The organism is Ferrovibrio sp. (genome assembly GCF_046297595.1).
Classification (GTDB): domain Bacteria; phylum Pseudomonadota; class Alphaproteobacteria; order Ferrovibrionales; family Ferrovibrionaceae; genus Ferrovibrio.
Map to the genome: position 1 here is coordinate 100,490 of NZ_JBKBHT010000004.1, position 12,262 is coordinate 112,751.

Sequence of the window (12,262 nt, forward strand, 5' to 3'; positions counted from 1 at the left end):
CTCACCCGTTTGACGTAACGTAAGTTCTGGGAGGAACCTTATGAGCCATACCCGCCGGACATTTGTCGCCGCTGCGGCGCTGTCCCTGTCCCTTGCCGTCGCCGCGGGCTCGGCCAAGGCGCAGGATTTCGTCAACATTCTGACTGGCGGCACCTCGGGCGCCTATTATCCGATCGGTGTTGCGCTGTCGAACGTCTACACCAAGGCGATTCCGAACGCCAAGGTGCAGGTGCAGCCGACCAAGGCCAGCGTCGAGAATCTCAACCTGCTCAATACCAGCAAGGGCGAAATCGCGCTGACGCTGGGCGACACGCTGTCGAATGCCTGGAAGGGCGACGCCGAAGCCGGCTTCCCGCAGAAGCTGACATCGCTGCGGGTGATTGCCGCCGCCTACAACAACTACATCCAGATCGTCGCCAGCAAGGATTCGGGCATCAAGACGCTCGCCGACCTGAAGGGCAAGCGTATCTCCGTCGGCGCGCCGAAATCGGGCACCGAGATCAATGCCCGCGCCGTGCTCGGTGCCGCCGGCCTGACCTACAAGGATTTCGCTAAGGTCGAGTATCTCGGCTTCGGTGAATCGGTCGACCTGATGAAGAACCGCCAGATCGACGTCACGCTGCAGTCGGCCGGCCTGGGCGTCGCCTCGATCCGCGACCTCGCCAACTCGATCGACATCGTCATCGTGCCGGTTCCGGCCGATGTGGTGAAGAAGATCGGCGATCCGGCCTATCTGACCGACACGATCCCGGCAGGCACCTACAAGGGCCAGGATGCCGCCGTGCCGGCCGCCGCTGTGGGCAACTACTTCGTCACCACCAACAAGGTCAGCAACGATCTCGCCTACAAGATGACCAAGTCGATGGTCGAGGGCCTGGACCAGCTCTATGCGGCGCATTCCGCCGCCAAGGGCATCGTGAAGGCCAAGATGGCCGCCAACCCGCCGGTGCCGCTGCATCCGGGTGCGGAGAAGTACTACAAGGAAGCGGGGCTGCTGAAGTAAGCAGCGACCGCGAATGAGTGCACGCCGGCGCCGATCATCGATAGGCGCCGGCGTTTTTTTGAGAAGCCGAGGGGAAGTCGAATGAGTAACGAGACAGCAACGATCGCCGATCGCGAGAATCCCGGACATGGCGCGGCCCTGGCCGGCTGGCAGGGGCGCGCGGTGATCCTGTTCGCCATCGTCTTCTCCTTTTTTCAGATCATCACGGCGGGTTTCAGCCCGATCTCGTCGATCGTTCTGCGCAGCGTGCATGTCGGTTTCCTGCTGCTGCTGACCTTCCTGCTGTTCCGCGCCAAGCGCGGCAGCTATGCCGACCGCGCGCCCTGGTATGACTGGGTGCTGGCGCTGACCGGTTTCGCCATTGCCTTCTATCACTGGATTTTCGAGACCGACCTGATCCTGCGGGCGGGCGATCCCAACACCGTCGACCTGGTGATCGGCGCCATCACCACCCTGCTGGTGCTGGAAGGCGCGCGCCGGATCATGGGCTGGGAACTGCCGCTGCTCTGCGCCCTGTTCATTCCCTATGCCCTGTTCGGCCGTGACCTGCCCGGCTTCCTGGTCCATCGCGGGTTCGATTTCGAGCAGGTGATCGACACGCTCTATTTCGGCACCGAGGGCATCCTCGGCACGCCGACCTTTGTCTCCGCCACCTTCATCTTCCTGTTCATCCTGTTCGGTGCCCTGCTTGAGCGCGCCGGCATGATCAACCTGTTCAACGACCTGGCGCTCGGCACGGTGGGCCACCAGAAAGGCGGGCCGGCCAAGGTGGCGGTGATCTCGTCGGGCCTGATGGGCACCATCAACGGCTCCGGCGTCGCCAACGTGCTGACCACCGGCCAGTTCACCATCAAGCTGATGATGCGGTTCGGCTATCGCCCGCGCTTCGCCGGCGCGGTGGAGGCCTGCGCCTCGATGGGTGGCCAGATCATGCCGCCGGTGATGGGCGCCGTGGCCTTCATCATGGCCGAGACCATCGGCATACCTTATTCCGAAGTCGCGCTGGCGGCGGTGATTCCCGCGCTGCTGTATTTCTTCTCGGCGTTCTGGATGGTCCATCTGGAAGCCGGCCGCGCCAATCTGCTGGGCCTGCCGAAGGAAGAATGCCCGAACGCGCTGCAGGCACTGTTCACCCGCTGGTACCTGCTGCTGCCGCTGGCCGTGCTGGTCTACCTGCTGTTCTCCGGCTTCACGCCGCTTTTCGCCGGCACCATGGGCATGGCCCTGACTGCCGTGCTGATCCTCGGCCAGCAGGCCAGCGGGCAGATGAAGGTGATGTGGTACCGCGTCCTGTTCTGGCTCGGCCTCGGTGTCTGTGCCGCCGTGCTGTACCGGTTCTCGGGCCTGCGCATCGAAAGCCTGGCTGTGGTGATGATCGGCCTGCTGGTGGCGCTCACCTGGTTCACCAAGGGCGGCCGCGAGACCCAGAAGATGCTGATGCTCAGCTTCGCCGATGCCGCCAAAGGCGCGCTCGGCGTCGGCATGGCCTGCGCGCTGGTCGGTATCCTGGTCGGCATCTCGCAGATGACGGGCCTGGCCAACGAGCTGGCGCGCGGCATCCTGGCCGTGGCCGGCGACAATCTGCTGCTGGCCCTGGTGATGACCATGGTGACCTGCATCATCCTGGGAACCGGCATTCCCACCATTCCGAACTACATCATCACCAGCGCCATGGCCGCGCCGGTGCTGACCGAGATGGGCGTGCCGATCCTGGTCGCGCACATGTTCGTGTTCTACTTCGGCATCATGGCCGACCTGACGCCGCCGGTGGCGCTCGCCGCCCTGGCCGCGTCGTCAATCGCCAAGGAAAGCCACATGAAGATCGCCTTCACGGCAACCAAGATCGGCATTGCCGGCTATGTGGTGCCCTTCATGGCGGTCTATACGCCGGCGCTGATGCTGCAGGGCGGCGAATGGTATGACACCGCCTATGTACTGGTGAAGGCAGTGATCGCCGTGGCCCTGTGGGGTGGGGCGGCCAGCGCCTGGCTGATTGGCCCCATGAACTGGCCGGAGCGCATCTGGGCCACGGTGGCGGCCTTCATGTTCGTGGTGGCCCTGCCGGTCACCGACGAGGTCGCCGCTGCGCTTACCGTCGGCTTCCTGGCTTTCCACTGGTGGAAGACCAGGCGGAGCAAGGCGGCCGCCTGATGGCGGGTACGCGATGACGGGGCTCTGCCTGGCGCTGGGAGCGGCAATTGTCGCGCTCGGCGCCGACATGGCAGAGCTGCGCTGGACCCACAGCGTGCAGAAGACCGAGTGGCGCGAGACCTGGCGCGCCACGCCCGAAGGATTGCGGCTGGAACGTGCCGCCGTGCAGGGCAGCGGCGCGGGCATGGAGCCGGGCGAGAATGCCGTGCTGGAGAATGGTTTCTGGGTCTGGCGGCCGCAGCGACCGCCGCAGCCGGAAATGATCCTGACCCGCTCCGGCTTCACCGGCAGCGACTGGCATATCTGCATCGACGGCGCCTGCCGCGCGGTTGGCAGTTATTTTCCGGGCAGCGCGCCGGATCAGGACGCGAAACTCAAGCCCTGTCCCTAGAGGCTGACCGGCAGGGCGCGCAGGCGTTTGCCGCTGGCGGCGAAGATCGCATTGGTCAGCGCTGGCGCCACCGGCGGCACGCCGGGCTCGCCGATGCCGCCGGGCGGCGCGTCGCTGTCCACCAGATGGACCTCGACAGGCGGCGTGTCGGCCATCTGCAGCATGCGATAGGTATCGAAATTGCCTTCCTGCACGGCGGCATCCTTCAGAGTGATGCTGCCATGCAGAGCCGCGGTCAGGCCGAATATGGCGCCGCCGGAAAGCTGCGCCTTCACGATGGCAGGATTGACCACCGTGCCGGCATCGGCGGCGACGGTGATGCGCTCGATGGCCAGATTGCCATCGCGGATGGCCACCTGCGCGACCATGGCGACGATACTGCCGAAGCTTTCATGCAGGGCGATGCCGCGGCCCTGGCCCTCGTTCAGCGCCGAGGCCCAGCCGGCTTTTGTCGCGGCCAGTTCCAGCACGCGACGATGGCGCGGCCGGCTGGCGAGCAATTGCAGGCGGTATTCGAGCGGATCCTGTTTCGTGGCATGGGCGGCCTCGTCGATCAGGCTTTCCTTCACGAAGGCGGAATGCGAATGACCGACCGAACGCCAGAAGCCGACCGGAACCGGTGTGTCGACGGCAACGTATTTCACCGCCGTATTGGGAATGGCATAGGTTCCGTCCAGACAGCCTTCGATGGCGGTCTCGTCCGGGCCCAGCCAGGTGGCGGCGGCGAAGATGCGCTTCATGATCGAGGGCGATGCCAGCGCGTGTTTCCACGCCACCAGCCGGCCCTGGGCATCGAGGCCCAGCTTCACCCGGTGCAGGGCGGCGGGGCGGTAGAAATCGCGCCGCATGTCCTGCTCGCGTGGCCACATCACTTGTACCGATTTGCCGGTCACCGCCTTGGCCACGGCGGCGGCAACGGCAACGAAATCGGCTTCGGCGCGCCGGCCGAAACCGCCGCCCAGATAGGTGGTGTGGATGCGTACGCGGTCTTCCGACACGCCGGTCGCCGCGGCGGCCGCCTTCTGCGCCATGGTCTGGGCCTGGGTCGGCGCCCAGACATCGACGCCATCGGGGCCGATGCGCACGGTGGCATTCATCGGTTCCATGGTGGCATGCGCCAGGAAAGGCAAACGGTAATCGGCGCTGATCACGGTGGCTGCCGCGCCCAGAGCCTTGTCGACATCGCCAGCCTTATGCGCTTCCTTGCCTTCGGTGTCGACCATCGAATTCAGCCGGCGCCAGAGCATGGCATCGTCGAAGCCGCCATCCACCTCCGGCCGGGTCCATTCCGCCGTCACGGCATCGCAGGCCTGCATGGCACGCCAGGTGTTGTCGGCCACCACGGCGAAGCCGTCAGCCAGCGGCACCACGGCGCGCACGCCCGGCCGGGCCAGCGCAGCTTTGTCGTCGAGCGATTTCAGCGTGGCGCCGAAAGCCGGCGCCCAGCGAATGGCAGCGAACAATTGATCGGGCTCGCGCACATCGAGGCCGAAATCGGCGGCGCCATTGATCTTTTCAAACGTATCCACGCGGCGATCATGCCGGCCGATCAAGCGCCAGTCCGCGCGCGGCTTGAGCGCGACATTGTCGGGCACATCCAGCGCGGAGGCAGCATCGGCCAGCGCGCCGTAGCTGAGGCTGCGGTTGCTGGATGGATGCCGCACCATGCCGTCGGCGGACTCGCATTCGGCAGGCGCTACGCCCCAGCGCTCGGCGGCAGCCTGCACCAGACGCAGCCGGGCTTCGGCACCGGCGCGGCGCAGGCTGTCGAAGCCGCCGCGGATCGATGTCGAACCGCCGGTCACCTGCTGGCCGATCAGGCGGCCGAGCTGTTCCAGGCCCCAGAGCGGCAGGCCGCTCAGGCTTTCGGCCTTGCCGCCGCTCAACATGCTCTTGATCATGTAGACGTTGCGGTAGGCCTTGTCGGCCGGCGCATTGCGGATGATCACCTTCAGCGGATCGACGTTCAGTTCTTCGGCCAGCAGGGTGGCCAGCCCGGTATGGGCGCCCTGGCCCATCTCGGAACGGTCGATCAGGAATGTGATGCGGTCGTCGCGGCCGATATGCAGCCAGGCATTGAGGCGGGCGACCAGGGGAACCGATACCGCGGTCTGGCCGCGCGCCACGGGCGGCAGCGACATCCCGATCAGCAGTCCGCCCGCCGTCAGCCCGGCGCCACGCAGCAAACCGCGACGGGTGGGCGAGAATGAAGCGGCACGGTTCTCGGAGCGTGCGGAAGGCATCGGCATCTCCCGGGGCGACGGACCGGGACAGGATACAGGCCAGCCATGACATACGCAAAGATGCAATCTGCGGACATTGTCGCGGTTGTGTTTCCGCCGCGGCAGGGCTAAGCCGGTGCATCATTCATAACGATACCGTTCGCCATGTCGTCCCCGTCTGTCAAAGTGGTCACCCGCGGCCAGCGCCTTGCCCTGGCCGGGCTGGTGATCGGCGCGCTTGCCATCGCCTTTTCGCCAATTTTCGTGCGCCTGTCGGAAGTGGGGCCGACGGCGACCGGCTTCTATCGCACCATCCTGGCCGTGCCGCCGCTCTGGCTGTTCTGGCAGTTCCGGCCCGCCAGTGCAAAAAGCATGGACACACCGGGCCTGCCGCCGTTGGGCCTGATCCTGATTCCCGGCCTGCTGTTCGCCGGAGACCTGTTCTTCTGGCACCTGTCGATCCAGTACACCACGGTGGCCAATGCCACGCTGCTGAGCAACTTCGCGCCGGTGATCGTGACGCTGGGGGCCTGGCTGGTCCTGCGCGAGAAGATCACGCCATCCTTCCTGGTTGCCCTGCTGGTGTCGATCTGCGGCGCGCTGATGCTGGTCGGCGCCAGCTTCCAGCTTGGCGGCGATTATGTGTTCGGCGACATGCTCGCCTTCACCACTGCCATCTTCTATGGCGCATACATGATCGCGGTAGCCAAGCTGCGCGGCCGGCACAGCACGCAGCAACTGATGCTGTGGTCCAGCCTAGTCAGCGGCCTGGCTCTGCTGCCGATGGTATGGGTGATGGGCGAGGGCCTGCTGCCGCCGACGCTGACCGGCTGGGCCATTCTGTTCGGCCTGGCCTGGATCAGCCATGCCCTGGGCCAGAGCCTGATCGCCTATGCGCTGGGCCACCTGCCGGCATCGTTTTCCTCGCTGGTGGTGCTGATCCAGCCGGTGGCTGCCGCCTTCTTCGGCTGGCTCTGGCTGGGCGAGGGCTTGCAGCCGCTGCAGGTCGCGGGTGGCGTGGTGGTGCTGGGCGGTATCCTGCTGGCGCGCCGCGCGCAGATCAAGGCCGGTTAGGCCGCCGAACTGGCCGCGCGCTTCGCCGCGAAATCGACGAACCAGGCCAGGCTGCCGGGATTGGCCATGGTGCCAGGATTGGAGACCTTTTCGGCCGGCTGGCCGAGCAGGATCTTCTTCACCGGCACTTCCAGTTTCTTGCCCGACAATGTTCGCGGCACTTCCGCCACCTGGAAGATATCGTTCGGCACGAAGCGTGCCGACACCGCCTTGCGGATCGCCTGGTTGATACGATCCTTCAGCGCGGCATCCAGCGTGATTCCCGGGCGCAGCACCACGAACAGCGGCATGTAGGAATCGCGGCCCAGATATTCGAGGTCGATCACCAGGCTGTCGAGGATTTCCGGCAGTTCCTCGACCGCGCGATAGATTTCCGCCGTGCCCAGCCGCAGGCCATAGCGGTTGATGGTGGCATCCGAACGGCCATAGATCACCGCGCCGCCACGTGGCGTGATCCGGATCCAGTCGCCATGGCGCCAGACCCCGGGATACATGTCGAAATAGCTGTCGCGATAGCGCTGGCCGTCCTTGTCGTTCCACAGGAACAGCGGCATCGACGGAATGGGCGAGACGCAGACCAGTTCGCCCACTTCGTTATCCAGCGGCTTGCCCTGGTCGTCATAAGCCTGGATGTCGGCGCCGAGGCAGCGCACCTGCATCTCGCCGGCATAGACCGGCAGCATGACGCAGCCGGCCACGAAGGCACCGGCGAAATCGGTGCCGCCGGAAATCGAGGTGAGCCAGACATCCTGGCCGAGTTCACCGTAAATCCAGGCGTAAGACTCTTTCGACAATGGCGAGCCGGTCGAGCCGACGCTGCGCAGATGCGACAGGTCGGCGATCTGCCGTGGCTTCACGCCGGCTTTCTGGCAATTGGCGTAAAAGGCGGCGCCAGCGCCGAAGAAGGTGGCTTTCGTCTCGCCGACAAAACGCCAGAGCGTGGTCCAGTCCGGATAACTGGGCGCGCCGTCATACAGCGCTATGGTGGCGCCGACCAGCAGACCCGAGACCTGGGCGTTCCACATGATCCAGCCGGTGCTGGAATACCAGTGGAAGACATCGTCGGGGCCGATGTCGTTATGCAGGGCCATCATCGCCATGATGACCATCAGGATGCCGCCATGGCCATGCACGATCGGCTTGGGCAGGCCGGTAGTGCCAGAGGAATAGACCACCCAGAGCGGATGGTCGAAGGGCACGGGTTCGACTTTCAGTTCGGCGGGCCTGGCAACGATGGAGGCCCAGCTGCCGGTTTGCACATTGGCGGGTACTAGCTGGCTCGTGCTGCCCGGCATCAGGATCAGGTCGCTCAGGCTGGGCAGGGCGGCGACCATCTCGGCCAGAACGTCGCCCTTGTCATGATGCTTGCCGTTATAGTCGCAGGACGGCACGGCAAACAGCGCCCTGGGTTCGATCTGGCGAAAGCGGTCGAGTACCGCATTCAGGCCCATGTCGGGCGAGCAGACCGACCAGATCGCGCCGATGCTGGCGGTGGCGAGGAAGGCGATGATGGTTTCCGGCGTGTTCGGCGCATAAGCCACCACGCGGTCGCCGCGGCCGATGCCCCGGCCACGCAGATAGGCAGCCATGCTGCCGACCTTTTCGCGCAGTTCGCGCCAGGACATCTGCCGTAGCGGCTGCGTTTCCGAGGCATAAAGAATGGCCGGCCGCGCATCGGTCTCGTGCCGCAGCACCTGGTCGACGAAATTCACCTCGGCGCCGGTGAACCATTCCGCGCCGGGCATCTCGCGTTTGCCCAGGATTTTCGTATAGGGCTTGTGCGCCCTGATTTCGAAATAATCCCACAGCGAGGCCCAGAAGCCTTCCAGGTCGCTGACCGACCAGCGCCACAATGCGTCGTAATCGGCGAAATCGCGGCCGCGATCGCGCTTCAGCCAGACCATGTAATGGCGCAGCCGGCTGCGGCCGATCCGTTCGGCCGAGGGGGACCATAACAGGGCTGGGGCGTCGCTCGCGCTCATGTTTCCTCCGGGGATTCTCAAGCCTTTTCGATCAGCTTAGCGATCTCGGGAGAAAATGCACCATCCAGCAGGATGAAGGCCATGCGTGCCGGATTGATCTCGGACGGATTTTCCCAGGCATGGTCGGTGCCGCGCTGCACCACCACGTCGCCGGCCTTCAGATGCGTGCGCGAGCCGTCGTCGAGTACCAGCACGATCTCGCCGAACACCACGATGCCGTAATCCACCGATTCCGTGCGGTGCATCATCGGATGCGGGCTGTCGGGTTTCCAGGTCGCGGCATGGGCCGAACCGACCAGGGCGAAGGCGGCTTCCGCCATCTCGCGCGTCATCGGTGGGCGGGCGGCCTGTTTCGGACCGAAATCGACGAAGCGGATGATGCTGCCCTGTTTGGGTGGCTCGATCTGCAGCGGGCGAGACGTCGGGTCGGCGCCATTATCGACGCGCACCGGGCTGCCGGCGGTGTTCCAGATTTCGTAGAAGGCGACGCCGATCTCGGGCTTTTCCAGGGTCGGCTGCATGGCGGTATCCATGGTGACGACGGATTTTCCGTTGGCATCATGACCGGTGACGATGCGGCGGGGTGTGCGGTTCATGGGCGGTCCTTCCAGTGCACCATGGGCAGGCCGGCAACCGGGCTGCGGAACCACGGGATGTTGGTGCCGAACAGGGTGCCGATATAGGCATTGCGCAGATCGGGGCCGCCGAAAGTGACGCTGGCGATCCAGGGCGTGACGCTGCTGCGGGTCGCCATCATCAGATCGGGTGTGGCCTTGCCGGCCTGATAGGCGGCTTCCAGCGCGGCAATGGCCTGCGGGTTGCCGTCATCGAACAAGGTCAGCATCTCGCCCTCGGGTGTGAGCGCGATCAGTTTTTCCGCCATCACCAGGGTGACCCAGAGATTGCCATAGGAGTCGAAGGCGCAGCCATCGGGAAAGCCGGCCGGGCCGAAATCGCCGGTGCCAAAAACCTCGCGGTTTCCCAGGCTGCCGTCAGGAGCAGCGCGGAAGCGGGTGATGCGGCGGCCGCAGGTTTCCACGGCGTAGAGATATTCCTCGCGGGCATCGAAGCGGATTTCGTTGGTGAAATGCAGGCCGTCGGCCACGATGCGCAGACCGCGCTCATCGGCCAGGGCGATGAAACCATCGTCGATGCCGGGCCGTATGGCCTCCATCCAGTTCTTGATGCGGGTGGAGACGGTGAGCCAGATGCGGTCTTTGGAATCGCGCAGCACAAAATTGACCTTGCCGATGGGCCGTCCGTCGATGCTGTCATACAGCACGCGGCTGCGGCCCTCGCGGTCCATCACTTCCAGCCGGTCGGTGCCGAAATTCGAGATCAGGATGTCGCCATTGCGGGCGAAGGCCAGGCCGTTGGGCAGCGTGCCCTCGGTGAAGCGTTTGGCCAAGTCGGACGTGCCGGCGAAGTGGCTGTCGGCCTGCTGGGCGATCAGGCGCTGACTGCCGTCGGGGGCTATGCGCATCACGCCGCCGCGGGCATCGGCCGACCACAGCGTGCCATCGGGTTCGGCCAGGATGCATTCCGGCCGCTGCAGGTCGTGGCCGATGAAGCTCAGGTCATCACGGGTGAGGCGGAATCCTTTCAGCGGATTGACGGTGGGCATGTCACACCAGGGCAAGGGTGAGTTTGGGGAAAAGCACCAGCACGATCAGGGTCAGCAGCATGATCGCGGCAAATGGCAGGGTGCCGACGAAGATGGTGCGCAGGGTGATCCGTGAATCGTTCAGCGTGCTTTTGATGACAAAGACGCTTAACCCGAAGGGCGGCGTCAGCAGGCCGATCTCGACGGCCACGATAGTGATGATGCCGAACCAGATCAGGCTCATGTCGAAGCCGCTGGCGATCGGCAGCATCAGCGGCAGCACGATCAGCAGGATCGAGCTGGAATCGATGAAGCAGCCGAGGATGACGATCAGCAGGATATAGACGGCCAGGAAGGCGAAGGGGCCGAGTCCGGCAGCGCTGATCTCCGCGACCAGGAATTGCGGCACGCCGGAGAGCGCCAGCATGCGGGTGTACAGGCTGGCGCCGATGATCAGGAAGGAAACGGCGACGGTGACATGGCCGGTTTCGACCAGCACCTGCCAGAATTTCTTCGGGTCCAGTTTGCGTTTCCACAGCGCGATCAGCAGCGCGCCGGCGGCGCCCACCGCGCCGGCATCGGTGGCGGTGAAGAAGCCGGCATAGATGCCGCCCAGCACCACGGCGATCAGGAGCAGGATCGGCAGCAGCTTGGCGGCCATCTCGGCGCCGCCCATCAGGGTTTCGCCCGCCGCATCGCCTTCCGCGCGGCCGCCCACGTAACTGGGCCAGAAGCGGGCCATCAGCATGATGCCGACGGCATAGGTGAGGGCCAGCAGCAGCCCCGGTACCACGCCGGCCATGAACATGCTGCCGACCGAGACCTCGGCCAGGAAGCCGTAGAGGATCATCAGCAGGCTGGGCGGGATCAGCATGCCCAGCACGGAAGAGCCGGCCACCACGCCGGTGGCGAAACCGGGTTTGTAGCCGTAACGCAGCATCTCGGGCACGGCGACCCGGGTGAAGACGGCGGCCGAGGCGATGGAGATGCCGGTGATGGCCGCAAACACGGCATTGGCGGCCACGGTGGCAATGCCCAGGCCACCGCGCAGCCGGCGCAGACCCTGGTTGGCGACTTCAAAAGCGTCCTTGCCGATATCGGCGATGGAGACCAGGAAGCCCATCAGCACGAACAGCGGCACCACGCCGAAGATGTGGCTGGCGATCGAATCCGAGGCGCCCTGGGCCAGCATCGACATGGCGACATCGGGACTGCCTTTCAGCAGCCAGACGCCGACGAAGGAGGTGAGGCCGAGTGCGACCGCGACATGCAGGCCGAGCCAGATCAGCAGCAGCATGCCGGCCAGGGTGAGGAAGCCAATCTCCAGGCCGGTCATTGATCACCTGTAAAAACGAAACGGAAATCCTGCCAGGCCATGATCAGGTATTGCAGGCCGGTGGCGGCCGAGCCGATCAAGATCAGTAGCCGGATCGGCCAGGTGGGCGCGGTGAAATCGCCGGCGGCGCCGACATATTCACCGATCTCGATGGCCTCATTGAATGGCGCGATGCTGCCCCAGAAGATGATGGCGAGGAATACCGCGCCGAGCAGGGCGAACAGACCCTGGAGGGCGCGGCCGAAACGCGGATTTTTCACCAGCAGCGTTTCGATCACCATGTCGGATCGTGTCATGCGGCCGACCATGAGGGCATGGCCAAGCTGCAGGAACACGATGCCGACGATGGATAGGGACAGCAATTCGGTGGTGCCGCGCACGGGACTGGAAAACAACTCCCGCCCCAGGATGTCGGAGTTGATCAGCACCATGAGGAGAAAAATCCACACGGTGCCGAGGGCGTTCATCACCCCCAGCAGACGGGCATACATCGCGGCACC

At 65.1% G+C, this 12,262-nt stretch carries 10 protein-coding genes; 4 read left to right on the top strand and 6 right to left on the bottom strand.

Annotated features, from left to right (window positions below; genetic code table 11):
- The first annotated feature begins 40 nt into the window (after window positions 1-40).
- From ACK4FJ_RS12435 to ACK4FJ_RS12445, 3 genes are all read left to right on the top strand, one after another.
- Window positions 41-1,003, top strand: a complete 963-nt coding sequence (locus ACK4FJ_RS12435) for a TAXI family TRAP transporter solute-binding subunit (RefSeq protein ID WP_409766926.1) — start codon at window positions 41-43, stop codon at window positions 1,001-1,003.
- An 81-nt stretch (window positions 1,004-1,084) separates the two neighbouring features.
- A complete protein-coding gene (locus tag ACK4FJ_RS12440) occupies window positions 1,085-3,154 on the top strand; it encodes a TRAP transporter permease (protein ID WP_409766929.1) in 2,070 nt (689 codons plus the stop codon).
- 13 nt (window positions 3,155-3,167) lie between these two features.
- Window positions 3,168-3,545, top strand: a complete 378-nt coding sequence (locus ACK4FJ_RS12445) for a DUF1850 domain-containing protein (protein WP_409766931.1) — start codon at window positions 3,168-3,170, stop codon at window positions 3,543-3,545.
- Here the strand turns inward: ACK4FJ_RS12445 and ACK4FJ_RS12450 are convergent.
- Complete coding sequence (locus ACK4FJ_RS12450) at window positions 3,542-5,788, bottom strand: molybdopterin cofactor-binding domain-containing protein (protein ID WP_409766933.1); 2,247 nt, start codon at window positions 5,786-5,788, stop codon at window positions 3,542-3,544. The genes ACK4FJ_RS12445 and ACK4FJ_RS12450 overlap by 4 nt on opposite strands.
- Window positions 5,789-5,932: 144 nt before the next feature.
- Between ACK4FJ_RS12450 and ACK4FJ_RS12455 the strand changes: the two genes are divergently transcribed.
- Window positions 5,933-6,841: a DMT family transporter gene (locus ACK4FJ_RS12455; RefSeq protein ID WP_409766935.1), complete on the top strand. Its 909-nt coding sequence runs from the start codon at window positions 5,933-5,935 to the stop codon at window positions 6,839-6,841.
- Here ACK4FJ_RS12455 and ACK4FJ_RS12460 read toward each other — a convergent pair.
- The 5 genes from ACK4FJ_RS12460 to ACK4FJ_RS12480 are packed head-to-tail and all read right to left on the bottom strand — an operon-like array spanning window position 6,838 to window position 12,253.
- The gene (locus ACK4FJ_RS12460; RefSeq protein ID WP_409766937.1) at window positions 6,838-8,823 is read right to left on the bottom strand and encodes an acetoacetate--CoA ligase; all 1,986 of its coding nucleotides are present in this window, start codon (window positions 8,821-8,823) and stop codon (window positions 6,838-6,840) included. The genes ACK4FJ_RS12455 and ACK4FJ_RS12460 overlap by 4 nt on opposite strands.
- Window positions 8,824-8,840: 17 nt before the next feature.
- A complete protein-coding gene (locus tag ACK4FJ_RS12465) occupies window positions 8,841-9,419 on the bottom strand; it encodes a cupin domain-containing protein (protein WP_409766939.1) in 579 nt (192 codons plus the stop codon).
- Complete coding sequence (locus ACK4FJ_RS12470) at window positions 9,416-10,447, bottom strand: SMP-30/gluconolactonase/LRE family protein (RefSeq protein WP_409766941.1); 1,032 nt, start codon at window positions 10,445-10,447, stop codon at window positions 9,416-9,418. The genes ACK4FJ_RS12465 and ACK4FJ_RS12470 overlap by 4 nt, the downstream gene beginning before the upstream one ends.
- Window position 10,448: 1 nt before the next feature.
- Complete coding sequence (locus ACK4FJ_RS12475; RefSeq protein ID WP_409766943.1) at window positions 10,449-11,762, bottom strand: TRAP transporter large permease; 1,314 nt, start codon at window positions 11,760-11,762, stop codon at window positions 10,449-10,451.
- Window positions 11,759-12,253, bottom strand: a complete 495-nt coding sequence (locus ACK4FJ_RS12480) for a TRAP transporter small permease subunit (protein WP_409766945.1) — start codon at window positions 12,251-12,253, stop codon at window positions 11,759-11,761. The genes ACK4FJ_RS12475 and ACK4FJ_RS12480 overlap by 4 nt, the downstream gene beginning before the upstream one ends.
- Window positions 12,254-12,262: the final 9 nt, after the last annotated feature.